The sequence below is a fragment of the Alphaproteobacteria bacterium genome (genome assembly GCA_023898725.1).
Classification (GTDB): domain Bacteria; phylum Pseudomonadota; class Alphaproteobacteria; order JAUHZC01; family JAUHZC01.
The window spans coordinates 207,549-233,801 of record CP060236.1; the positions used below are offsets into that span (position 1 = coordinate 207,549).

18 protein-coding genes are annotated in these 26,253 nt (G+C 45.8%); 6 read left to right on the plus strand and 12 right to left on the minus strand.

Features of this window, described 5'->3' with window-relative positions; genetic code table 11:
* Window positions 1–11: 11 nt before the first annotated feature.
* The 3 genes from H6849_01000 to H6849_01010 all read right to left on the minus strand — a co-directional run bounded on the left by H6849_01000 (window position 12) and on the right by H6849_01010 (window position 2,661).
* Window positions 12–821 (minus strand): lysozyme, encoded by an 810-nt coding sequence (locus H6849_01000; protein USO01614.1) that lies wholly within the window; start codon window positions 819–821, stop codon window positions 12–14.
* Window positions 822–896: 75 nt separating this feature from the next.
* Window positions 897–1,085, minus strand: a complete 189-nt coding sequence (locus H6849_01005) for a hypothetical protein (protein ID USO01615.1) — start codon at window positions 1,083–1,085, stop codon at window positions 897–899.
* A gap of 211 nt (window positions 1,086–1,296) precedes the next feature.
* Complete coding sequence (locus tag H6849_01010; GenBank protein ID USO01616.1) at window positions 1,297–2,661, minus strand: Rpn family recombination-promoting nuclease/putative transposase; 1,365 nt, start codon at window positions 2,659–2,661, stop codon at window positions 1,297–1,299.
* Window positions 2,662–3,058: 397 nt separating this feature from the next.
* On the opposite strand from H6849_01010, the gene H6849_01015 reads away from it, so the two are divergent.
* From H6849_01015 to xth, 5 genes are all read left to right on the plus strand, one after another.
* On the plus strand, window positions 3,059–4,156 hold the full coding sequence (locus H6849_01015; protein USO01617.1) for a hypothetical protein: 1,098 nt from the start codon (window positions 3,059–3,061) through the stop codon (window positions 4,154–4,156).
* A 556-nt stretch (window positions 4,157–4,712) separates the two neighbouring features.
* On the plus strand, window positions 4,713–6,137 hold the full coding sequence (locus tag H6849_01020) for a PD-(D/E)XK nuclease family transposase (protein ID USO01618.1): 1,425 nt from the start codon (window positions 4,713–4,715) through the stop codon (window positions 6,135–6,137).
* A gap of 343 nt (window positions 6,138–6,480) precedes the next feature.
* Window positions 6,481–7,893, plus strand: a complete 1,413-nt coding sequence (locus H6849_01025) for an Rpn family recombination-promoting nuclease/putative transposase (GenBank protein USO01619.1) — start codon at window positions 6,481–6,483, stop codon at window positions 7,891–7,893.
* A 334-nt stretch (window positions 7,894–8,227) separates the two neighbouring features.
* Window positions 8,228–8,647: a holo-ACP synthase gene (gene acpS, locus H6849_01030; protein USO01620.1), complete on the plus strand. Its 420-nt coding sequence runs from the start codon at window positions 8,228–8,230 to the stop codon at window positions 8,645–8,647.
* Window positions 8,648–8,662: 15 nt separating this feature from the next.
* Window positions 8,663–9,433: an exodeoxyribonuclease III gene (gene xth / locus H6849_01035; GenBank protein ID USO01621.1), complete on the plus strand. Its 771-nt coding sequence runs from the start codon at window positions 8,663–8,665 to the stop codon at window positions 9,431–9,433.
* Between the two features lie 47 nt (window positions 9,434–9,480).
* On the opposite strand, the gene ald is transcribed toward xth, so the two are convergent.
* The 8 genes from ald to H6849_01075 form a co-directional block, all read right to left on the minus strand.
* Window positions 9,481–10,608: an alanine dehydrogenase gene (gene ald, locus H6849_01040; GenBank protein USO01622.1), complete on the minus strand. Its 1,128-nt coding sequence runs from the start codon at window positions 10,606–10,608 to the stop codon at window positions 9,481–9,483.
* 69 nt (window positions 10,609–10,677) lie between these two features.
* A complete protein-coding gene (locus H6849_01045; GenBank protein USO01623.1) occupies window positions 10,678–11,787 on the minus strand; it encodes an MFS transporter in 1,110 nt (369 codons plus the stop codon).
* Window positions 11,788–11,897: 110 nt separating this feature from the next.
* Window positions 11,898–13,196 (minus strand): type VI secretion system protein TssA, encoded by a 1,299-nt coding sequence (tssA, locus tag H6849_01050; GenBank protein USO01624.1) that lies wholly within the window; start codon window positions 13,194–13,196, stop codon window positions 11,898–11,900.
* Window positions 13,193–17,497 (minus strand): hypothetical protein, encoded by a 4,305-nt coding sequence (locus H6849_01055; GenBank protein USO01625.1) that lies wholly within the window; start codon window positions 17,495–17,497, stop codon window positions 13,193–13,195. Before H6849_01055 ends, tssA begins: the two co-directional genes overlap by 4 nt.
* Window positions 17,494–18,282: a DotU family type IV/VI secretion system protein gene (locus tag H6849_01060; protein USO01626.1), complete on the minus strand. Its 789-nt coding sequence runs from the start codon at window positions 18,280–18,282 to the stop codon at window positions 17,494–17,496. Before H6849_01060 ends, H6849_01055 begins: the two co-directional genes overlap by 4 nt.
* A 156-nt stretch (window positions 18,283–18,438) precedes the next feature.
* On the minus strand, window positions 18,439–19,773 hold the full coding sequence (locus tag H6849_01065; GenBank protein USO01627.1) for a type VI secretion system baseplate subunit TssK: 1,335 nt from the start codon (window positions 19,771–19,773) through the stop codon (window positions 18,439–18,441).
* Between the two features lie 10 nt (window positions 19,774–19,783).
* On the minus strand, window positions 19,784–20,359 hold the full coding sequence (locus H6849_01070) for a hypothetical protein (GenBank protein ID USO01628.1): 576 nt from the start codon (window positions 20,357–20,359) through the stop codon (window positions 19,784–19,786).
* On the minus strand, window positions 20,352–20,981 hold the full coding sequence (locus tag H6849_01075; protein ID USO01629.1) for a hypothetical protein: 630 nt from the start codon (window positions 20,979–20,981) through the stop codon (window positions 20,352–20,354). The genes H6849_01070 and H6849_01075 overlap by 8 nt, the downstream gene beginning before the upstream one ends.
* 170 nt (window positions 20,982–21,151) lie before the next feature.
* On the opposite strand from H6849_01075, the gene H6849_01080 reads away from it, so the two are divergent.
* Window positions 21,152–21,745 carry a superoxide dismutase gene (locus H6849_01080; protein ID USO01630.1) on the plus strand — a complete coding sequence of 198 codons (594 nt, stop codon included), beginning with the start codon at window positions 21,152–21,154 and terminating at the stop codon, window positions 21,743–21,745.
* Here the strand turns inward: H6849_01080 and H6849_01085 are convergent.
* The gene (locus H6849_01085; GenBank protein USO01631.1) at window positions 21,735–26,147 is read right to left on the minus strand and encodes an NAD-glutamate dehydrogenase; all 4,413 of its coding nucleotides are present in this window, start codon (window positions 26,145–26,147) and stop codon (window positions 21,735–21,737) included. The genes H6849_01080 and H6849_01085 overlap by 11 nt on opposite strands.
* Between the last annotated feature and the right edge of the window lie 106 nt (window positions 26,148–26,253).

Genomic DNA, 26,253 nt, shown 5'->3' on the forward strand with positions numbered 1-26,253 from the left:
AATCTTTCGCATTAAACAGATTCTGCGATCTCCTGTGCCTCGGTTTTATGTGCCACTGTAAAATTTCCATTTGCCCAATTCTGATCTGAGATCGTCATCAATAATGGTTTTTCTTCGGCTGCCCCTCCATCGTCCTCTACCGTCTCTGTAAAGCCGAAGAAATCAGAAGGGCTATCTTCATCAGCCCCCATCGCTCGCCCAGCAAACACATACATCTCCGCAAACCTGCGCTTAATCATTCCCGGCATCACAACGCCCCCGGCGCGTCGATACCACGCGAAACCTTCGTGAGAGAGCATACGCATTTGTGCAGGTCCAGCAAAATCCGTCCCCAACGCGTCACTGTGATAACTATCTGAACCACACACTGCCGCACAAACAGGACTTGAGCTAAACGCCCCCATACCAATATTAAACGCTAAACTTGTAAGCGCTGCAATCTGATTATCGGTAAGATCATCGACAGGCACGACCCCCGCAACATCGGCGCGATTCGTTATATCCGCACGCAATAACTCAGCTGCCTCAGGCTCATCTAATGGTGATGGCTCCCAGTCATCGTCAGCACCTTGTGGTTTATAAAAGCGGGCCTTGCCCATTCCCAATTCTGCTAAAACACCACCCCAATCTTCGGGGTAGACTCTGTGCCCGTAACCAAGCGTTAAAATGCCTGCAGGGTCATTGCCAGGCATTAAAAAGGGGTCTCCTTCAAATCTCTTGATTAACGATACCGACGCATCCGATGCCTGGGTATTTGCGGCATTGGCAAGAAAGGAGGCGATTAAGGCGAGAGAACCCAGCTTTAGATTTTGACGTATCATTTTTCATACTCCTCATGTTTGTTGATACATTTTACGTGTAATCCGGCTATTAAATTTGTCAAATGGTCAATATTCTCAACCTCTGCCGGCACCGTCAAGTTCAGCAACAGTTTGACGGGTGTCCGCCCGATGAAGGAGGGTGCGCAAGGTTTGCATTTCTTGCAAGGGGTTCATGTGGTCATCCAGGCGTTTGGATTCCACAATCCCGATGTCGGGCACAAAGGCATGCAAAAAAGAGGGACGCACCTCATCGTCGGCAAGCACCAACTTAAAGGGGGCATCAAAGGTTGGGACTGTATAATCCTAACGTATCATTTTGAAGGATAGCTTTTTAGGCAGAGACAGGTGTTAGTGGCTTTGTCGCTCAAGAGTTTCTCCTGACCTTCTGTGCCATCATCCTTATATAAGCGTTCCTATCGTGTGGGAGAGAACAATCTTCTAAGGGTAGAATAAGGGTAGAATATGACCCGCTTCGTTAGGCGCGTTTGCTGGGGTCTGCTTCTGCATGAAGAATGGTGGTTACCGTTGTTACGTCTTCGTCAAGAAGCGCTGCAATCTCAGTAGGGGTTTGTCCAGCACGCGCAAGTCGTGCCATCACTTCCCGGAGTTTCTCCTGCGCTCCTTCTTCTTTTCCTTGCGCTAATCCTTCTTCTTTTCCACGGGCATGTTCTTCAGCCGTGTAGATTGAGAAACGATCATACTCAAGACCTTCAGCAACATATGCGTCGTGCACATCTTCGGGAAGGTTAGTGATCCGAATCATCTCAAAAGCCCTCTTGACAGCGGGGGTAGCGATGGTTGCCTCAACTTCAGTGGCACTCATAAGATGGGCACGCGTGAAGAACGTCAGCCAATCTTGTTGCTCACGGGAATCCACAACTGCAGGCGCATTAGCAAGCGAATACTGTACCAGTTCAATCCCATCAATAAAGCGCCGCGGCGTATGGAGTTGTTCTTGCATGCGATATCGTCGCACGTATTGTTCGGGGGTGTCGCGCCAATGATCCCCGCGTACACCCGCCAAAATGTTAATCCCAATGACTTTCTTGAGATCACGCCAATGGTCCCCACGGCGCAGTTGATTGCCATAAAAGGCGGCCACATAGGCAAGCGCACGTTCATCCCAATAGTCCTGAGGGATGACTTGCGTTTCGATCAAGGCATATTCACCCGTTTCTAACTGGCAGACAAAGTCCATGGTGCCGTTATACCGGACCTTTGGAAAAGCATGAACAAGATCATCAAACGATGCCACCATGCGGCGCAACAACTGGGTGGCTTGGGGATGTAGGGCTAACTCATCTTCGAGGGTATCTTGTAAGTGAACCTGAACCTGACGGGCACCGTCAAGTTCAGCAACAGTTTGACGGGTGTCCGCCCGATGAAGGAGGGTGCGCAAGGTTTGCATTTCTTGCAAGGGGTTCATGTGGTCATCCAGGCGTTTGGATTCCACAATCCCGATGTCGGGCACAAAGGCATGCAAAAAAGAGGGACGCACCTCATCGTCGGCAAGCACCAACTTAAAGGGGGCATCAAAGGTTGGGACTGTATAATCCTGTTGGCGTCCGCGGGGAAAGGCACTGATACTGTCGCGGGTGTTATCTGGGCCTCTTTTGGGTTTGGTGGCAAACCCACGACCAGGAACAATGCCCACCCAAGGAGCTAAAACGCTTCTTGCACTTTTTGGTGGGGTCTTAGCCCAGAAAACAGCTCGGGTTGATCCTCCCGCTGCGCGTGATCCCACCAGATAGAGTTCTTCAGCAGCGACCTTCCAGCTGGCATGTAGGGGTGCGTGCAGAGAGCTTAAAGAGATAAAGGCAACAAGTAAAAACGGCATCATGGATAAAACCTCCAACAATTCACACAAAACCTATCAAAAGATTCCCAAATAGTCAAGATTTCATACACGGGTGGCACCCTGAAGGATAGGTAGATAGCTTCATAGGATATGAGACAGATCGCATATCTGCAGCATCTACACAAACGACACGCATCCATAAAGCAGATAGCAGCAACGTATCATTTTGAAGGATAGCTTTTTAGGCAGAGACAGGTGTTAGTGGCTTTGTCGCTCAAGAGTTTCTCCTGACCTTCTGTGCCATCATCCTTATATAAGCGTTCCTATCGTGTGGGAGAGCTTTGAGAAAAAATTTTCTCATCGAGAGACTTTATGCGATGACTTTGCTTAATTAGTGAGCTATAATAAAAAACTACTAGTATTAATAAGGGTCTATTTTATGGGTGGAGATTTATCCTTTTTACTTTATTGTGTTTTTTTTATTCTTATAGGATTAGCCACAGTTTTAGGATTTTTTATTGTGCGCATGCTGCCAGGTGTCAGAGGAGGAGACACACTCACAGCCCTGACGCATGCAGGAAGGATCCTTTTTCTGTTCCTCTTCAGTTACGGTGTTACAAAAATCTTTCATTTCGCCGTCGAAGATACCTTCATGCTTACGGTGACGCCCGTGTATATTTTGGGTAGCTCCTATGCACTTGCGCTTGCGTTATCTCTTGTTGCGGGGGGGATCATGCTGTTTGGAAACTTTATAGAACCACACATCAATAAAAACTATGGAAACAGTGAATACTTCGCACTCCAAAAGAAATATGATATCCCGCTTGCTATCATTTTCCTAGTATTGTCTTCGGTCAATTTTTTCCTATTGCTGGGACAATACTTGAGCGGCGTTAATCACCTCAAAGTCTTGTTGCCTGGAATCATTACCATCATAATGCTGTGCATCGGCTCTGGGTATTTTTACCTTAACTATTTAAAATCTTGCTCAAGAGTCACCTTAAGAACTGCAAACTCCATTACCACGAAGGTCACTATGGCATTTTTGATCGCTAGTGTTTCCGTGACGCTGCTCTTTTCACCCCCCTGGAAGTTAGCTGCAGTTCGCACAGATATACGTAGCTTCTTAGCCCTGGAAAACGCAGTTGATAATATCAAGTATTATCTTGCAAGGCATACTAAACTTCCCGAAACCCTTGAAAGCGCCCACCTTGCAACAGGAGGGAAGCCTAGTCTTCACAAACTCACCGCCCTGGACAATGGAAAAATACCCACCTACACACATATCAATGCGACAGACATTGAATTGTGTACAGAGTTTATAAGCGCAGACTCCTATCTAGGACCTCGTGTGTATCGCTACTCCAGATCTGGGATTAAGGGATTTTCCTATATACCGAAGATTATGGATATTGATTTTAGCCTCATTAAACCAGGAAAATATTGCCAACGCTATACGGTGAAAAAAGTTCCATCGACGGATCAAATCAATGGAAAGCCCAGAAAAATAAACTACCACTTAGAGCGCCTGCCATAAGTGAATCCATCAATTCAACTACATGGTGCACACCTGGAAAATCCCTTTGGCGAACATGGAACCCCTGTGCCCTATTTTGAAACACCACCCACTGATCCCACAGTCTAGGGTTTTCCGCCCAAACTGAATGAGTTCAAAGAAAAGTGACACTGGTGAGCGGAGGATACTGTTCTATGTGCCTCCTCCCAAAGTCCCCCATACGGTGGCGAGGTGAATAAGGGAGAATGGCACCATGCGGGAGGAATTCTATGCCCAGACAGATATCCTGCCTAATAGCCTCGGAGAAATCTGCGGGGAGTTGGGAAAGGGCTATTGAAAATATAACACATACAGAACCCCTTCTCTGTCAAAAAAACTTACCCCATGCAATACATTCAAAACACCAATCCGCAGATATGCGATCTGTCTCATATCCTATGAAGCTATCTACCTATCTACCTATCCACCTATCCTATGAAGCTATCTACCTATCCTTCAGGGTGCCACCCGTGCATGAAATCTTGACTATTTGGGAATCTTTTGATAGGTTTTGTGTGAATTGTTGGAGGTTTTATCCATGATGCCGTTTTTACTTGTTGCCTTTATCTCTTTAAGCTCTCTGCACGCACCCCTACATGCCAGCTGGAAGGTCGCTGCTGAAGAACTCTATCTGGTGGGATCACGCGCAGCGGGAGGATCAACCCGAGCTGTTTTCTGGGCTAAGACCCCACCAAAAAGTGCAAGAAGCGTTTTAGCTCCTTGGGTGGGCATTGTTCCTGGTCGTGGGTTTGCCACCAAACCCAAAAGAGGCCCAGATAACACCCGCGACAGTATCAGTGCCTTTCCCCGCGGACGCCAACAGGATTATACAGTCCCAACCTTTGATGCCCCCTTTAAGTTGGTGCTTGCCGACGATGAGGTGCGTCCCTCTTTTTTGCATGCCTTTGTGCCCGACATCGGGATTGTGGAATCCAAACGCCTGGATGACCACATGAACCCCTTGCAAGAAATGCAAACCTTGCGCACCCTCCTTCATCGGGCGGACACCCGTCAAACTGTTGCTGAACTTGACGGTGCCCGTCAGGTTCAGGTTCACTTACAAGATACCCTCGAAGATGAGTTAGCCCTACATCCCCAAGCCACCCAGTTGTTGCGCCGCATGGTGGCATCGTTTGATGATCTTGTTCATGCTTTTCCAAAGGTCCGGTATAACGGCACCATGGACTTTGTCTGCCAGTTAGAAACGGGTGAATATGCCTTGATCGAAACGCAAGTCATCCCTCAGGACTATTGGGATGAACGTGCGCTTGCCTATGTGGCCGCCTTTTATGGCAATCAACTGCGCCGTGGGGACCATTGGCGTGATCTCAAGAAAGTCATTGGGATTAACATTTTGGCGGGTGTACGCGGGGATCATTGGCGCGACACCCCCGAACAATACGTGCGACGATATCGCATGCAAGAACAACTCCATACGCCGCGGCGCTTTATTGATGGGATTGAACTGGTACAGTATTCGCTTGCTAATGCGCCTGCAGTTGTGGATTCCCGTGAGCAACAAGATTGGCTGACGTTCTTCACGCGTGCCCATCTTATGAGTGCCACTGAAGTTGAGGCAACCATCGCTACCCCCGCTGTCAAGAGGGCTTTTGAGATGATTCGGATCACTAACCTTCCCGAAGATGTGCACGACGCATATGTTGCTGAAGGTCTTGAGTATGATCGTTTCTCAATCTACACGGCTGAAGAACATGCCCGTGGAAAAGAAGAAGGATTAGCGCAAGGAAAAGAAGAAGGATTAGCCCAAGGAAAAGAAGAAGGATTAGCGCAAGGAAGAGTAGAAGGAAAAGAAGAAGGAGCGCAGGAGAAACTCCGGGAAGTGATGGCACGACTTGCGCGTGCTGGACAAACTCCTGCTGAGATTGCAGCGCTTCTTGACGAAGACGTAACAACGGTAACCACCATTCTGCATGCAGAAGCAGACTCCAGCAAACGCGTTTAACGAAGCGGGTCATATTCTACCCTTATTCTACCTTTAGAAGATTGTTCTCTCCCACACGATAGGAACGCTTATATAAGGATGATGGCACAGAAGGTCAGGAGAAACTCTTGAGCGACAAAGCCACTAACACCTGTCTCTGCCTAAAAAGCTATCCTTCAAAATGATACGTTGCTGCTATCTGCTTTATGGATGCGTGTCGTTTGTGTAGATGCTGCAGATATGCGATCTGTCTCATATCCTATGAAGCTATCTACCTATCCTTCAGGGTGCCACCCGTGTATGAAATCTTGACTATTTGGGAATCTTTTGATAGGTTTTGTGTGAATTGTTGGAGGTTTTATCCATGATGCCGTTTTTACTTGTTGCCTTTATCTCTTTAAGCTCTCTGCACGCACCCCTACATGCCAGCTGGCATGCCAGCTGGAAGGTCGCTGCTGAAGAACTCTGTCTGGTGGGATCACGCGCAGCGGGAGGATCAACCCGAGCTGTTTTCTGGGCTAAGACCCCACCAAAAAGTGCAAGAAGCGTTTTAGCTCCTTGGGTGGGCATTGTTCCTGGTCGTGGGTTTGCCACCAAACCCAAAAGAGGCCCAGATAACACCCGCGACAGTATCAGTGCCTTTCCCCGCGGACGCCAACAGGATTATACAGTCCCAACCTTTGATGCCCCCTTTAAGTTGGTGCTTGCCGACGATGAGGTGCGTCCCTCTTTTTTGCATGCCTTTGTGCCCGACATCGGGATTGTGGAATCCAAACGCCTGGATGACCACATGAACCCCTTGCAAGAAATGCAAACCTTGCGCACCCTCCTTCATCGGGCGGACACCCGTCAAACTGTTGCTGAACTTGACGGTGCCCGTCAGGTTCAGGTTCACTTACAAGATACCCTCGAAGATGAGTTAGCCCTACATCCCCAAGCCACCCAGTTGTTGCGCCGCATGGTGGCATCGTTTGATGATCTTGTTCATGCTTTTCCAAAGGTCCGGTATAACGGCACCATGGACTTTGTCTGCCAGTTAGAAACGGGTGAATATGCCTTGATCGAAACGCAAGTCATCCCTCAGGACTATTGGGATGAACGTGCGCTTGCCTATGTGGCCGCCTTTTATGGCAATCAACTGCGCCGTGGGGACCATTGGCGTGATCTCAAGAAAGTCATTGGGATTAACATTTTGGCGGGTGTACGCGGGGATCATTGGCGCGACACCCCCGAACAATACGTGCGACGATATCGCATGCAAGAACAACTCCATACGCCGCGGCGCTTTATTGATGGGATTGAACTGGTACAGTATTCGCTTGCTAATGCGCCTGCAGTTGTGGATTCCCGTGAGCAACAAGATTGGCTGACGTTCTTCACGCGTGCCCATCTTATGAGTGCCACTGAAGTTGAGGCAACCATCGCTACCCCCGCTGTCAAGAGGGCTTTTGAGATGATTCGGATCACCAACCTTCCCGAAGATGTGCACGACGCATATGTTGCTGAAGGTCTTGAGTATGATCGTTTCTCAATCTACACGGCTGAAGAACATGCCCGTGGAAAGGAAGAAGGATTAGCGCAAGGAAAGGAAGAAGGATTAGCGCAAGGAAGAGTAGAAGGAAAAGAAGAAGGAGCGCAGGAGAAACTCCGGGAAGTGATGGCACGACTTGCGCGTGCTGGACAAACCCCTGCTGAGATTGCAGCGCTTCTTGACGAAGACGTAACAACGGTAACCACCATTCTGCATGCAGAAGCAGACTCCAGCAAACGCGCTTAACGAAGCGGATCATATTCTACCCTTATTCTACCCTTAGAAGATTGTTCTCTCCCACACGATAGGAACGCTTATATAAGGATGATGGCACAGAAGGTCAGGAGAAACTCTTGAGCGACAAAGCCACTAACGCCTGTCTCTGCCTAAAAAGCTATCCTTCAAAATGATACGTTGCTGCTATCTGCTTTATGGATGCGTGTCGTTTGTGTAGATGCCGCAGATATGCGATCTGTCTCATATCCTATGAACCTCTACAAACATGAGATCAGGATTTACTCTTTCTCAATTACAGCGTAGGTTGAGAGTACACGAGCACCACACGATGAACCCCTAACCTATGATTATTGGCACAGGAATTGATATTATCGAACTTTCACGCATTGCTGATATGGTCGGAAAGTTTGGTGATCAATTTACCAAACGTATCTGTACTTTAGTGGAAATTGAACGCATACCCGCTAACGATCAAATTCCTTTTATTGCCAAACGATGGGCAACGAAAGAAGCAGCCGTAAAAGCACTAGGAACAGGATTTCGTGAAGATGTCACTTTTCAAGATATGTGGACAACGCATGATACCCTAGGGCGCCCTATTTTGCACCTCTCCCCTGCGCTTCATGCACGACTAACGCAGACAATCCCTTCCAACTATATCTTGCGCACACACGTTAGCACCTCTGATACGTGTAACGATGCAATTGCCATGGTTACACTTGAGATTATTCGTGAATCCATTAATATTCCGCCATTACTCTAACGAGAGGATATGAAAATGCGCATTGCTTCTTGGAACATTAACGCCATTGGTGCGCGATTGGATCACCTTTGTCGCTACCTCACAGAAACAAAAACCGATGTTATGCTTTTACAGGAGTTAAAAACACGGGATGAAACATTTCCGAGAGAGCCGTTGGAGGACATAGGCTATAACTTAGCCATATATGGTCAAAAATCCTATAATGGGGTTGCCATTGTGAGCAAGCATCCCTTGGATGATGTGATAAGAGGCATTCCTGACTATAGCGACGAAAATGCCCGGTATATTTCTGCATTCACGGGAGGAGTCCGTGTATCAAGTGTCTATGTACCCAATGGCCAAAGTATCGACTCCGATAAATACGCGTACAAGATGCAGTTTTATGCAGCGCTAGACGCGCATATGAAAACTCTGCACGCCAATGATGAAGATGTTTTTATTGGTGGAGATTTCAATGTTGCCCCAACCATCAACGATATTCACGACCACACACCCAGACCAGACCACATTTTGTGCTCTCCCCAAGAACAAGAAGCCTGGCGTATGCTGATAAACTCTGGATATATTGATGTGTTTCGTGCCCTTCATCCTTATGATACACAAGCTTTCAGTTGGTGGGATTATCGCGCGGGTTCCTGGCAATACAATCGGGGATACCGTATCGACCAGTTTTTACTCAATGCGCGCGCCTGTGATCGCATCACACACGCAGGCATTGATACCCATACCCGCGGATGGGAGCGTCCCTCTGATCATGCGCCTATTTGGGTAGCGTTACGCACGTAACTGTCTTGCCCAGGCACAAAAATCTCGAGTGGTACAAGCAACGGTTGTCAGTTCACACCCTCACACAGAAACGTCATAGGATCCACATACGGCATCTGAAGATCCTGCGCCACCAAAGGGTGCGTAATGTGCCCACAGCACACGTTCAGACCATTTCTGAAATGCTCGTCATCACACAACGCCTTCGCATACCCCTTGTTTGCTAGAGCCAGAACAAAGGGCAGTGTTGCATTGTTCAATGCCTGCGCTGAGGTTTTGGCTACAGCCCCGGGCATATTCGTCACACAATAATGAATGATCCCGTCAACCTCATAGGTTGGATTTTCATGGGTTGTTGGACGGCTTGTTTCAAAGCACCCTCCTTGATCGATGGCCACATCCACAAGAACGGTTCCTCTTTTCAGCCATGACAGCATGTGTCTGCGAATCACTTTGGGCGCAGCCCCCCCAGGAACAAGCACAGCACCCACCACGACATCCGCTTGTGACAGCATCATTTCTAGATTATGCGCATTAGAGTAGAGTGTTTGCACGCGACCATTGAACGCACTATCAATTTCTCGCAACCGCGGAAGGGATAGGTCAAGCACGGTAACATGTGCCCCCATTCCCACGGCAATGCGCGCAGCGTTCACTCCCACAACACCCCCACCAATAATGAGGACTTTTCCTGGAGAAACACCCGGAACACCCCCCAAAAGAACGCCTGCGCCCCCTTGGTGGCACTCAAGGCTGCGGGCGGCGGCTTGAATAGAAACACGCCCAGCAATTTCACTCATAGGAGCCAGCAAAGGAAGTTGGCCCTGATGGTTTGTAATTGTTTCGTAAGCAATCGCAATATTACCAGAACGAACCAGTGCTTCGGCTTGTTGAGGATCAGGAGCAAGATGCAGATACGTAAACAGCACCTGCTCTTGACGCATGAGGCTATATTCGTGCGAAAGAGGTTCTTTCACCTTCACAATAAGATCTGCAATTTTCCAGATATCAGGTGCCGTGGATAAAACCTTTGCCCCTACAGCTTTGTAATCCTCATCCGCGAATCCTGCACCCAAGCCAGCGCTGGCCTCAACATGAACCATGTGACCACGGCTTGTAAGCTCTTTTACGCTTGATGGAACAAGTCCTACGCGGTATTCGTGAATCTTGGACTCTTTGGGGACACCAATAATCATTCTAATTTGCTTTTTTCTGTGCGTATCATCCGCCGAAATTACGCACAAATGGAAGAAAAAGCAAGCGTGTTAGTGCGCAAGAAAAGGAACGGCACGCACACAAAAATCCCCCACGTACATTAAAAGAGATGCTGTGAAGACTTGTACAGCTCCATACAAAGAACTTCCCACACCCGCTTCATGAGCAAAGGGTTCCATAGCCTTAGCAAGACAATTGGCAAAAAGTGTACCAATACTCGTCATCAGAATAAGCATAATTCCCGTAAACATGTAAGTGCTTTCCAAGCCAAATAGGCTGACCAAAACAATCATCAGGGCACTCAAAAAAAGACCCGCATAAATCATCACAAGAACTGATGTATAACGTAAAATTATTGCATTAATAAGGCTTCCCCAGATCAGTCCACTCAAAATAACACTGTGGAATGGGGTCCAATCTGCTATCAAAAGCCCAAAGTGATTCTCCCAAACTCTTCCCCCATTGGAAAGATAAAACATCAAAACAAAGTAGGAAAAACCGGCCAAAAGAGTAAAAAAAAGGAACTTTGGCTCTCTCATGATTGCTCCTAAAGAAGTTATAAATGGCCAAAACGCAAAATTCTTCTTCGTCTTTAGCGTTTCTGGCAAATACACATAGGTCGCAACAGCCGTCATAAAAACAAGAATACTTACCACAACAAATTGGGCCTCTGCGCCATGGCGGCAGACTAAAAACCCCACAATCACAGGAGAAAGCGTCATAAAACATTCGGAAAACATTGTCACCCGAGACGAAAAAATCGCCATTTCCTTTCCTTGCGCCAGATCACGAAAAATAGCGCGCGGCAAACAAAGACCTGCAGAGGCAAACACCCCAGACCCAAACCGCAACACAGCGCGGCCCTCATGTAATGGGACCCACAAAAAAAGCGTATTAAGGATGAAAATTCCCCCTAAAGCCATGAGTAAAACCCGACGCCTACCCAAAAAATCCGAGACAATCCCCCACACTAACTGCCCCACCGAATAGCCCATCAGGTACAACTGAACATATAAGCTCACCCCCTCACTTGTAAAACCAGGCCTTACAGAAAGGGCCGGGATAATAAGTGAAAACAAATCAAGGGGAAGGGCGGCACATACGAATACAAGCGTAAGGGCCAAGGCAATTCCTGAGCGTGATGAACGGATAGGCATCAATATCTTTATGATCTGGCATGGGTTATAAAATATGCCACATCATAACGAAGGTTTCCATAAATTCTAGTCAAAACTATTTTTTGCGACGGTCTCAAGAGAATACCTGTAATCTAACTTCCCCGCTTGGACGAAAGGGGAGGTGTTTCTACAGGGGGATTCCCATCACCAAATTGGCGCAGGGCATCATACTGTCTCTGATACTGTGCATGGGAACTCTTTGGTTGAATAGGATAAAACTCTCCTTGTGGAAAAGCTCTCTCTTCACCCGAGGGTGTAACCCCGGGGTTTGGCGTGTGGGAAACTTGTGGCGCTAGCGTTTTTCCCTGTTTTGCCCCAAACTGCTCAAATGTGTTTTGGTAGAATTGGGGATATTGCATGATTTCTTTCATGATCTCCCCCAGATCAAGATCCGACCAACTCATAACCTTACGCAACAAATAGTGTCCGGGATTATGCGGCTCATAAGCAGAAAAATACGCCACCACATTTGCTAGCTGTTTGTATGCATCCTTACGGCTCATAAGGGGGCCCGAATGGTGTGCAAGAGGGGTAGCTTCTGAACCAGAATCACTGTGTGTGTCTGACTGTGGTGTTTGTTTATCTGAAAGGGAAGAGTCGCATAAAATTGTGGTGCTTTTATCGGTTTTTTCATGGGGGATCGCTTTGTGAGGAATCGGACATATGTCACGAATAACCTCATCAATGAAGGAACCAAAATCGCTCAACACGCGCTTCAGCTTATATAAACTACCCTGGGTTTGTTGATGCTTTTCCCCCATGAGTGCATCAAGCTGCGCAAGGGTTTTTTGAGCAGATTCAAGATCTTTCTGAAACGCCTGATATACCACAGGGTTTGTGCGAGAAATTGCCGTGCGCAACCGCTTAAGGCGAACGCGATTACCCTCAACCTTTTGATTTGCGCTGACAATGGTCCACTCACCAAACGTGAAGGTATCGGATTCTTCCAGTTTTTCAGCAATGGAAAGTTCATACATGCGCTCGGGTATTTTTTCATTAACCCAATCAAGAACGGCAAGCCGAGCATCAATATCACCATCCTTCATATTCGGGAAAAAACTGTCCCAAAACATATCAAATATCATTCCAAATACCTTGAGTCCTGCAGAAAGTCCCCGGAGGCCATCTTTCTTGATGGCTGCCTCCATGAGCCAAGAAGCAACCTGCAAATCTTTCGATTTTTCTGCAAGAATTTGGCTACACAGATGAATTATTTTTGTCCAGTCTGCCCGTTTTAGTTCTATTTTCCAGACACCTTGGGGTAAGGTTGGGTCATCCTCTCTGCGTGCTTCTTGGATCACATCGTACTCATCACCATGACGAATATCTTCACCAGATGGTTTTTTTTCAGAAAGAGGTTTCAACAGAAGGGCGTAGTTTAGATCAGTCATTCACTGCCTCCTCCCTCCTGATCCAGGCCATCATCCGAGGGAATTACCGGTGATTGCGTGGGGAAGTTTAGCGATGACAACGCCCGATCCAAGAGTCTTTTTTGGGCTTCTTTAGCAGAGTCTTCTGGGGATCCTTCACCCTTTTTTTCTAATAACTTAATGTCATAAATTATTGTGCTCACACCTTTTTGGGTGCTGGGAGGGGCACCGTTTGCCCCAGGTGTTTCAGGAAACATAATTGGAATATCAATTTTCACGGTCCAATGACGCTCGACACCTGCATTAGGAGTTACAATTTCCGCTTTGTTTTCTTTTAGAAGATGTAACATAGCCCACTGACCCTCATAAAAGAAAAGAGCTTTTGTTTCCTCCTCAACTTCATAGGCGGCATTATCGTGATTGGCCGTTGGAGCGGGATATTTCTTGTTTGCCGTGCTTTTGACAAACTGTAATTCAAGATGGGTATTATCTCCTGAGTAATAATCAAATGTCTTGAGTTTGTCACCATTGCGAATGGCAGTCATGCTATCGTGCCCACCGGACGGATCCCCCACTCGAAAAATGCGGCGCATGACAAAATTATTTTGTGTTTCCAGTTTTTTCTTTGCATCAACATCGACCTCAAATGTAAGACCGTCAATGTCTTCACCTTGGGCATTATTACCCCCTGCATGTAATAACCGGCGAGAAGCCCGCATAAACTTCAAGAAATGAAGAATCCTGGATTTTAATGGCGAACGTCGCGCTTCTTTTTCCAGAAGCTCATAATCATACGGTGTCAAGAGATCCATCAACTTATAGAATGTGTGCATGTCACGCAAAGAGGCCTCACGTTCGCCGGGCATATAGGCACGCTTGGTGAAGGGGAAGCGATCAGAAAGCGTACTATTAAAAAACGTTGCAAGGCGATTGTAGCGCTCTTTAAAGCGTCCTTGGGACAGACCGATGCAACGCTTACTCAAAAGTGTTTGGATTTTTCCACGACGCTCAAGAAAATAGTCTCCCGTTCCCTCAGAAACCTGCATGCCACAATTATTCATACTGACAAGATTCATATTTTTAATCACATACTCTTCCAAAGAGGCCACGGAATTCCCCGGTTTTTTTTGCGTATAGTAATCCAGTTGACCAAGGACACGCTCCCAGCGATGGATGGTTGGAAGATCACTGGGTGTATCCTCCAGATTTGTTAAGCGCAAAAAATCAAGGAGCGGATGGGCCAGTTCTTTTGCAAAATAAGAGACACGCTGAATTTGAGCTGTAAGATATGTCTCAAGTCCCTCTTGATCATCAACAGAAAAGGCCCTATATCCAACATTTGTTTCCCCCTCCCACCAATCAAAATTTCCATTGCGTACGCTAAATAAATCTTGTGTGTCGAGCATTTTATCAACACGCCGCAGCATGTCATATGTTTGCGTAATGAGAAGCTCTGGAAGGCCCGTTTCTTTAAACTTAATGTCTCTGACGTTAAAAACTGAGAGAATTTTACGGAACTGTGGGGTAACAACCCGGATATTTTGCACCTGTGAATTAAGACGCTCTTGCGCGCCATAGCTCATAAACTGGACAGGCGCATCAAAAAAAGTCTGTGACTTTCCAAGAATACTAAGAATTTTCTTACGCAGGCTATTGGTTGCAACAAACTTGAGAATCGCTCGGAATTGGCCCTGAATTTCCATCATGGTATTTTCAACAAAGTGGGTGTAGGTATCTATCAGTTTTTCAGCATTACCAAGGGTTACTGAATCCCAAACAAGAAGTTTTCCAGGAGGTACAGGACGTAATTTCTGTACAACCGCATCTTCAATCATAAACGTTTGCTTGAGAAAATCCTCCAAAACCTTATGAAGGTTTTTAAGACCATCGGAGACCCCCGCTCGCAGAACATTATTCGCACGCACAAAAAAATGTGACGAAAGAGGTGTTCGCATGGCAAGCAATTCTTCTTTAAACTTCTCAAATCTTGTGCGAATCTTTTCTGAGACCTGACTGGCTATCGCAATGCCCAAAATTTCTGAGCTTGCAATAGTGGTCATAAGTTCGGAAAAATCCTCACCAGGGTTAAAAACAGAACTCTCAATCCATTTGATGGTAGGCGATGAAAGATCTTGCATAACTACTTGCGTAAGCGCATACAAGTTTCGCAAATCTTTATCATCTGTTTCAAGCCCCCCTGGGCGGCTGAGCACATCAAGCTGATCGCGCAATTTGATGACCTGGGGTAGGTTTTTTTCTGTGTTAAATGAGGCTGCCATAAAGGCAGAAAGGCGCTGGTTCAGCTTTTCTTCTGCTTTTCGCCTAATCCCTTGTACGTGAACATTGATATCGGTCGTATCTGAAAGAGCTACACGGTAATAACTTTTATTCTGAAATTTTTGCCCCGAAAAATCGCGGTCATACACATACCGAATAAGCTTAAGAACATTATCAATGCTCTGGCTCACTTCAATGTCGTTGTAGAGAGCAATATGCTTTTCGTATTCGCTTATTTCTGCCACATAATTGCGTAAGTTCCGAAATTCTGGTAATTTTATAGGATCAATGCTTGCGGACACTTCATGTTCAAAGTCTACCTCTAAGTGACTCAACGATGTAATAACATCCCCTTTTTTGCGCAATTCATTGTGAATCGCCGCCAGAATAATATCATCATAGGCCACAGTCAAAGAATCATTAATCCGATCCTGCAACGAAACAAACCAGGAAGAAGGGATAAAAAGACTCCACGTTTTTGTTGTTGAAACGCCCCCCATCAGATTAATAATTGAGCGCGTTTGTTCATTAAGAAAGATATTCCGTTGGGCTTCTTTACGAGGTCCTTGCAATTTATGAACGCCATCAACTGCGCGGTGAATCTGATGCAACAATGGATATGTCAGCTTGTGTGTGTTTGTCAGATTTTCGTTCACCCATAAAAGCCCTATGAACCACCCAAGACACACAACAGCCATCATACCTTTAGCAAAATTCAAGGCCCGGTTAGTAGAGACAAGAATATGTAAAATCGGTTGCGCAAGATTTGCCTCACGGAAAATTTTGTACTCAAAAAGATGCGTTACAAAAGCAATTTTTCTTGGGCCAGCATTCATGATAGGTGGGGATGATACCGAAACACTCTGGGGGGGTTCTGGTGAGGGTTGCTGGTTGTTCGTCACTGTATCAGCATGTGAATCAGCGGCAATATTCTTACGAGGAGGTATTACAGTATTTGTAGCGCTTGCGTGTTCATCGCCTGTAAAATAGACACCCCGCAAAAAGAAAGATTCATGATAGGCGCTATCGCGAAAAATATTATCCATGTACAGGCGCAAGTTTTTTTCGACGGACTCAACACTTTCACGAAACAGGAAAGTCCCTTCCCGCGTTTGTGCATCACCATCTTGCGTAAAAACTAACCCTCGCAGCTTTTGGACCATATAACGCATATGGTGGAAAAAGTCATAGCCCCACTGGGGCGAGTAGCTAACATCAAGAGCATAAGGACATGACCAACCAAATATTTCCTTGCGGCGCTCGGGGGGTATTTCGTGTGCGAACTCTTTAAAGCCCTCCAAGTAGTCAGACTTTGTCACAACAACATACACAGGAACTTTCATTTGCAGTTGTGCTTGCAGCTGCCATAACCGCTGATGAATCTGTTTTGCTCGGTCTGTTAACTCATCGTGTGTCAAAACATTGGCGCCGACAAGTTCATCAGCAGGGATTGTTAGAATAATACCGTCTAGAGGTCGGCGAGGGCGATGGCGGGCAATGAGATTGAGAAGGTATTTCCAACCCTTATCGTCACCGTGTGGTGTCTTTTTTCCGACAAGAAGATCGCCTGCAGTATCCAGGATAATCCCGCGATCGAAAAACCACCACTGGCAATAACTATTAGACATGCTTTCTGCAAAGTCGGGGCGTCCGATTGGAAGTTCAAGATTTACATGGTTCAAAAACTCTGTTTTTCCAGATCCTTGAGCGCCAATCATCAAATACCAAGGGATTTCATACTTAAAATTATTCCCTGGGATATAGGTTTTGAGAACCTCAATAGCCTTGTCAAAAGATAATGCTAAGTCATCACTGGCACTCCCCTTAAAGAACCCAATAAATCTTTCCCAGAGAGATTTTTGTGGTTCAGGGGGTGTTTCATCTTCTTTGGGAATGGGTGGAGCCAGAGCCCGACGTTTAGCCGCACGTTTGAGCGCCAACGATGCGCTCACAATAACACCTATGGCGATAATCAATGCCAAAAGCATTGACCCCCAAATCGCATACACAAGATATGGTGAAAGTTGCTCCAGGAGGGCTATCATGGGGAACGCCCCTTTAATGCTTCGTGTAAGCGCACAATATCATCCGATTTTACAAGCAAGGGGCGTGTGTTGTGATGCCAAATTTGATACGAGGCCAGAAGAAGCGTCAAGACCATGACAAAGAAAACAACAATCCACGGACGAAAGTTGTGTAACGACTTTGATTCTCCACCCTCAAGGGTGTTTACATAAGCACTGACAAAAAGAGGTTTTTTCACATTCTCAATTTCAGGTTCTTCATGGTGAATGAATACGTACAATTGGCGACGATAGTGATGCAAGTCCATCAGGTTGTCATGACCACGAAATCGCCCCAAAAACCCAAGACCTAAGGCCATTAAATATAAGTATCCAATATCCGCACGCATCGCATCACGCTTCTGGAGAAAATCATCAAGATTCGTGAAAAATTTTTCACCGGCCGTGTGGCTGCCAAAAACTTGATTTTCCAACAAGTTTTTTTCCCATGTTTTCTGGCCTGCCCAAACATGATGGATAAAAACTTCATCTGCATACGCGGCCATGATGAACTGGGCCTCACGATAGAATTGCGAAGCAAACTCTCCACCAAAACGCGGGGCCTCCAAAGCCTGTCGGTCAAGCGTTTCCTTCAGGTTACGTGCCGTCACAACAGCCATGCTGGCGGCACACGGCCCTGGATAATCCTCGGAAGGAATCCACGCCTGTTGATCGATTAGCTTTTTGTAATAAGCAACCTTTGCCACAAACTCCTCAAAGAAGCGAATAACAAAAGATGTTTCTGCATTTTTTAGCTGCTTATTCACTTTATTTAAGCCTATTTCCGTTTATTAGATAGCATTCACCATCTTCAGTTAAGCGGATTTGTGTAAAATTTTAGTTAAATTTCTCGAACATTCCTAAGGATTTTTTATACGCTTAAGGCTTGAAGTCTTTCTATACGTTTTTTCTCAAAAAAGATTTTATGCGCTTGAGTCCTTTTGTTTTTTTGGTACGTACATAACAATCTCAACAGGGCGCAGATCATCACTATCTGACGCATTGAATATTTGAAGAACATCATCACCATCGATCATTTTTTCACTCACATTAACAGCAAATAAAACCATTCCCTTTGCAGGCATTAATTGCAAGCTTTCTACCTGTTCGAGCAATTTACGTTCTGCCCCACGCACGCGCATATCTCTTGCGGCTTCAGCATAATTTTGAGAGGCAATGACAGCGTCACTGACCCACTCCGCTAACTGTTTTTCACTCATCATTACATTGCCCCGGGCACCTAAAATGAGCGTATCATTCACAGCGAGACCCTTGAGATTAAGCTCAAAGAGAGATTCCTTAAGAAGAAAGGGAACAACAGAATATCCTTCTTGAATGCGATCAATCATTGAATTCATAAAAGCAAGAACCTCTGTGAAGCTTCGCTGCAAATCAAGGTGATCATATCCGTGAAATGTAGGGGGAATTTGCCCAGGATCAATTCCCGCAATGGTGCCCGCACACTGACACAAAAGCTGATACACAGCGTAAGGGTGATTCGCTTGATTCAAAACTGCCTCAAGCGGAAGAAGTGTTCCGGACAAAATGCGCACCGCATCTTCGCTTTCTCTGGATAATAATCCTCGTGAATTTGCGCGCATTCGCTCAACCAAAAATGCTATTTTTTTACGCAAGCGCTTGGCCAATCCAGCAAAATTTTTATGCACAGGGTTTTCAGAACCAAGAAGCAAAAAAGGAGGCAAATAGGATGTTGCAACGTATGCATTGGAACGAAACTCGATCCGCATCAGCGGAAGAGAAACAAACCCCGCCGGCGGTTCTTTTCCTAAAACAAGCCGTAAATTAGGACGCAAGCGCGGCACGTGAATCGCATTTTCACCCGTATTTTCATCCAGTACATTTTTTACTTCGTAAGAAACATAACGCGGCAACTCTGCATCTACGCTTGCATTCCCATACCCCCTTCGATAAGGGGGTATGCACAGGTATACCGTTTGGGGTGAGGCGATAAGTGCATCTTGGTGCGGGACTAAGTCTATTTCTAAACCTTCTTTTGCCCGCGCAACTGAAACGGGACAACCATCTGGCATGATTGCCTCCAAAGCCTGAACGCGCAAAGCCCCACTCATCAAAAGAATGTTATCTACCTCAATGTGTGCAACACCCCAGTGAAAGGGATCATTGTTGCGCAGATGAAACCAAATTTCCTCCTGCTTCTGATGATCCGATGCCTGAAAATGCTGTGGTGACAAAAGCATACCTTCGTGCCACTGTATCAAGTCAAGATCATACTTCATATGTTTCTCCTTATTTATTCATTAAGCTGAGATATTCGCCATCTTTCATCAGGAGTAATTTCAAGTGTTCCCCTGATCCTAACTGCAATCGATGCGTTCCAGTTTTGTCGTAGTTCACAAAAATAAAACCAGCAATCGGCTTTGCGCCTGTGCGCGGAATTGGCTTATCCACAGGACCTCCGCCAACGACAACCACCTCATGAAACACTTCAATTCGTTGAGGAAAGTCACGCAAAAGCTGTTCATAGCGATCAAAGAATGTTTTCGCATCCATGCTCCGCACCTGACTCACAGGGCCATCCTTATAAATGATAGCGATACCAACCCACAAAGGGCTTCCGTCATTAGCGTCTGGTTGCGGAACGATTGTCAGTTTGTCAAGCTCTACAGCAGGCCCTGCTGGGGTTCCGTCATCTCCCTTGCCGGTGGGTGCTCCCGGGGTTCCCATAAACTGAGCAAATGGGTTAAGTCCCCCACTCAGCAATTGTAGTGCGGGACAACCTCCTAAAGAGAGAAATGCGGACAACAACATTCCTGTACGAAAACAATACCAAATCTTATCGCGCAATGTTTGTGTGCTAATCATTAAGATTTACCACTATTTTTAAGTTGTTAGGAATGACCGTGACTGTTGCCATGCGATGGCCAATCAAACGAAGCTTATAAGCAAACTGATTAGCAGCCACATAGTCTTCAAAAACCCCCACACGCAAATCATAGATTATTCGGGTGATGGAGCTACTACTTTGCATCTGACTGCGTACAGCATAAACACCATACCCTAAACGACGCAGTGTAGCCATCATTTGTACAGCTGATACCCTATCTCCTACCGTTTTTAGTTTTACAGAGAACTTCCCGGCATCACCCTCGGTGGGTATTCGTGCAGAAGCTGTTTTTTCACTTTGCTCTTCGATCTGGACAGCCATAGTGGCCTCTGGCGATAACGCCGCACTAGCTGCTGAATCCGGGGCTGATGCGCCCGATGCATCAGCAGCCGAATCTTGCGGAGCACCAGAAGGTGCACCAGGCTCCCCACCCGATGGCATCACGGAGGCAGGAGGATTGCTTGCTACTGAAACTGTCGCCCCATAAGAACTTCCCCCCTGAGAAACCATCACATATGACGTTATGAATCCTGCAGTGAACGATAAAAAGCTCAACAAGATTAGACCAAAAATAATACCAATTAGTGATATTTGGTTCATCGCAAAAAAAACTACCTCCCTAGGTATCAGTCTGATACTATCACGGAAGATTGCTTTATATCAACATAGGTTACTCATGGTATAGGTTTTGCAGCGGGGCAGAACGTCACCACATAAGCCCACCCCTAAACCCATGCGCGCTCTACTGATCAAACCCAAGGAGAAAAAACATGTCCTTTTCACTACCCGACCTTCCCTACGCTTACGATGCGTTAGCACCTCATATATCCAAAGAAACGCTGACATTTCACCATACCAAGCACCATCAAACATACGTCACGAACCTCAACAACCTTATACACGATACACCCCAGGCCTCTTTGTCGCTGGAAGAAGTCATCACCCAAAGTCACCATAAGAAAGAGGGAGGGATTTTCAACAATGCCGCCCAGGTATGGAACCATACGTTTTATTGGAAAAGCATGACACCTCGCGGGGGAGGATCCCCAACCGGGGCTATTGCTGCACGTATCGACGCTGAACTTGGAGGCTACAGCGCTTTTCAAGAAGCCTTTACAAAGGCAGCCAGCACCCAGTTTGGTAGTGGGTGGGTATGGCTTATTGAAGACCAGGGGCGCTTGGCTATTACAAAAACAGGAAATGCAGATCTTCCCCTGGTACATGGGCAAAAGGCCTTACTGACATGCGATGTTTGGGAACATGCGTATTATCTGGACTTTCAGAATCGCAGACCCGACTATGTATCAGTTTTTCTTGATTACCTTGTAAATTGGGATTTTGCGAACAAAAACCTCAATCAATAGGTGTAGTCATTGCCGCCGTGAGAGCGTTCACATACGCACGCGCATACACAACACGCTCCGCGCACGTGAGATCAGCACTGTTTTCGGGTATCTCTTGATGATCAGGGGGCTGTAACCCATATCCTTTTGAAAAACAAGCGCCACACGCATTCATGACAAGACAAAGTTCGTGCGAAAAAAGCGTATGCTCGGCAAGGGACGCCGACGGCTCCGGTATCAGCATGGACACCACCGACCGTAGAGTTTCTGATGCCAAGGCATCTGCAAATTTTTCCGTATCAACAATCTTCCTGCGACAATGCACACCCATATATATCGTAAGACCCAGAAAAATCATTGCAGCAGGAATATCAGCAATGGCACTTGAAAGACGTAAGTTTTGCATACAAATAGCAAGATCATCATCATCAAGACACACGCTCCCTCTTGTGCTTGTGTTAAGCAAATAAACACACGCAATTTGCATCACTGTAGCGTAATGAACGTCCTCCAAAAACTCTGTGTGCAGAAAATTCTGGTGAAGCACAAACCAGGCACGCACACACCGCAATAAACTTTGTTCAGACTCCCTCATAACAATAGGCAAAAAACCAAGACCCATTGTATTGATCAGTGTGTTAATAAGTTCCGTTAAGATAATATTCGGGGCCAGGGGATGATTGTCTATTTCAGCAGAATATTTGGTCACCAAAATAGCTGGGAAATACTGGTATAAAACTGTTTTAAACGCTTTGTGATCAAAGTCATTTTCAAGTCCATGCATAATCCATAAATTTTTTGCATGCGCCACAACGAGTGAAAGCTCTGGGCGTGTCATCGAAATCAAGGAATAGTCACGAGATAGTTCCCTACCCGCTTGAATGATCTTTTTTGATTCTAAATACGTAATCAATAACTGAATTCGAGTTGGGTTCATCTTCACCTCACGCTGCATACGAGACAGGAGAAGATTTTGATTATGATTGTTTTTCAGGACACATGCCACCACATCCTGTGTCATTTTCCGAAGCAATGCATTGCGTTGAGAAACGCTGATTTTACCGGCTGCTTGCGCATGTCCCAGAAGTATCTTCAGATTGACCTCATAGTCCGAACAATTCACACCTGCTGAGTTATCAATTGAATCCGTGTTTAAAAGCCCTCCCAGTCGTGAAAACTCAATGCGACCTTGTTGAGTAATGCCAAGATTTGCTCCCTCACCAATAATACGGCACCGCAATGTATTAGCAAAGACACGTACGGCGTTATTCGTGGTATCATTGACTGTGTCAGATGTTTCAAAACTCGCACACACAAACGTTCCAACCCCACCCAACCACAGAAGATCTACGCGTGCAGATAGAATTGCTCGTATCAAATCATCTGGTTTAATTTCCGTCATAGTCGTTGGAAGATCTAGCAACAATCGCATTTCCACCGTCACAGGAATGTGCTTTGAATCACGAGAAAAGATACCCCCTCCTTTTGAGAGAGTGTTTGCATTATAATCCTCCCATGAGGATTGTTTTAAGGAAAACAATCGCGCACGTTCCGCATAGGAACGCTTAAGGTCAGGCTTGGGATCAAGAAAAATATGACGATGATCAAAGGCTGCCACTAAGGCAATCCGCGGTGAAATCAACATTCCATTGCCAAAAACATCCCCTGACATATCCCCAACACCAACAACGGAAAGAGCATCCGTTTGCTCATCGATCCCCAGTGTTTTGAGATGGTGTGACACAGAAACCCATGCACCCTTTGCAGTAATACCAAGCTTTTTATGCTCATAGCCATTTTTCCCACCCGAAGCAAAAGCATCGCCAAGCCAAAAACCCTGCTTGCGGGAAATGTCGTTCGCATAATCTGAAAATGCAGCCGTTCCTTTATCAGCAGCAATAACAAGGTAAGGATCTGGATCATCAAAGCACACAATACCATGGGGATGGACTATTTTTTTATCCACACTGTTATCTGTAATATCAATAAGTGCCCGCACAAAAGATTTATAGCAACAAACACCATGGGTCTTATACATATCCGGTCGTGCAAAATCAGACCTTCCTGCACGTACGTAAAATACACCCTTTGCCCCAACGGGCACAATAACAGCATTCTTTACCATCTGCGCTTTAAAGAGACCATAGACTTCTGTGCGATAGTCCTCACCGCGGTCAGACCAACGAATCCCTCCGCGTGACACTTTGCCTCCTCGCACGTGGACTCCTTCAAAACTGTTGGAATAAACAAAAATCTCACAAAAAGGAGGCGGTGTTTGAAGAAATGGCAGTTTCTCACTGCTGATCTTAAGGGCAATATGCTCCCCCGCAGATTTCTGATAGAAATCTCTGTAGAAATTCGTTCGTACGGTAGCCCAAACAACCAAGACTAATCCACGTAACCATTGCTCAGCCTCAGAGTCTCTCATGCCATCAAGATCTACGAGAATTTCTTCAAAAATCAGACGACCGATCGTACGACGATCTGCCAAGGTGTGTGCCAACGTACTATCATGGTGTGCCTTAAAAAGATCGAGAATACGCCCCATTATTGATCCGTGGCAGGTGATAATGCGCGCTAAACTTTCGGGTGCATAGGCAAAACCAAGCTGTTTCATGTACTGCAAAAAACATGTGACTAAAAAGCATTCGCGCCACGTCACGTTCAAACGTAACAAAGCAAGGTTTGCAACACTATCGCCCAACTGTCCAGACCATCGTCGTTCCAAAGCATCCGTTAAGTTACGAGCAGTAACTTCTCCAACGGCACATGTGTCAGACGCGCAGCTTGCATAAAGGTCGTGTATCCATAAATCAACACCTGCGATTGTTTCAATTCTATAAACACTCTCACGCGACACTTCCAAACCAAAATTCACAAGATTTGATACAATTTTTGTCAACAAGAGTCCTTCGTGAAGGGTATACACCTTGATGCCCCACACACGCTTATCACGCCTCCATATTCTTACACGGCACCTTTTTTCTCCCGCATTCATCCCCAACACGTAATCCAAATCCAAAACCCCTTCGGCTGGGCTATTGTTCACTTGATATGTCGTAGGATACCCCCGAGGCAAAATCCGTTGATAGTCAGCTTTGTTATGAGGATTAGCTTGCAACAAAAGTAATATCTTGTCCTGCCATCGTGTGAGAAAATCCATAATCTCTGGCTGAATATCCCTACGTGCAAGATCGTTGGTGTATACACGATAATGAGCAAAGGCAAGCGCATAGCTATATACTGCCGCATTTACCAGTTCTGTGCGCCGTGATAACTTCTGCGCAAGATACGCTGATAGCGCCTCAAACAAAGTGGTATCAAAATTGGGACCAGGGATAAGTATCACAATATTTGTATAACGTTTGAAAGGATCCTGGGTGACAATCACGCCAAAGTTATGGTTCGTTTTCGCTTCAAGAATACCCTGACCTATATGCATGAGGGTTGTGATATCACTTTGAAAAATTTCGTCACGAGGAAAACTGTCATACATATGATGGAGCCATTTTCCATCATGCCAACCCTCTCCAAGACCAAGTCGTGTTATGACACGCGAAATATTATCAGAAATATAGGGAATATAACGCGTCCCGACGGTATAGGCTTCCGAGGTATATAAACCAACAATCACTAAATATTCGCAAGGCTGGTCTTGGTTTTTCACCAGCGGGACAAAAATAAGATCCATAGGCAAAAACCGATGGACGGGAGACTTACATGACGACTTAGCAAAAACTATTTCTTTTTGGCTGATCAAAACATCAGACCGTTTTTTTTGACTAACCCCCTTTAATAAAGACTGCAGGGTGTATCCACCAGACGCCAAGAGACCACACGCATCTTTCCCCTGTGTGGCACGTTTATCGGTAAAAGCACACCCGAAAAAACTAAAGTGTCCATTAAGGAGCCATCCAAGATATCTCTTGCCATGCGAATGGATCGGTACGCTATCATTAATGAGGGTGGTTACGTGTGCCAAACTGCTGTTAATTTCATGCAAAAGAATAAGGCGCTCTTTCAAAATCGATACAAATGCATCAAACGCAAATTCCTGAGGAAAAACAAAAACAGCCAAAACCTCCGTTGTAAAAGTCTTTCTATCCGCTGTTGCGTTGTAAGAAATGGCGTAAACGTCACTTTCTTTCCCTGTGCGCGGCACACAAAAACGCGCATAAGAAAACACGCACGGCGTTATTTTTCGTTCCTCCAGAACTACATGCATTGTGCTAATAAGAAGCGCAGACTCCTGTGCCATAAGTATAATACGGGTGTCATGAGGCGTGTTTTGTACGCAAACACGAAAACCCCAGCGATTGCATAACTGAGTTGCTAATCTATTAATTTCATCCAGAATGTCTTCATCAATATACGGACCCAAAGAAGGCATATCCGCTAATAATTCTTTGTTAAAAACATTCATTCCGTAAACTGAGAAAAAACACCCTATTTTCTTATGCTAGCACATGAATGTTTAAATATTGTTTATATATTTTCACAAATTCATAAACATAATTAAAAATAAAAGT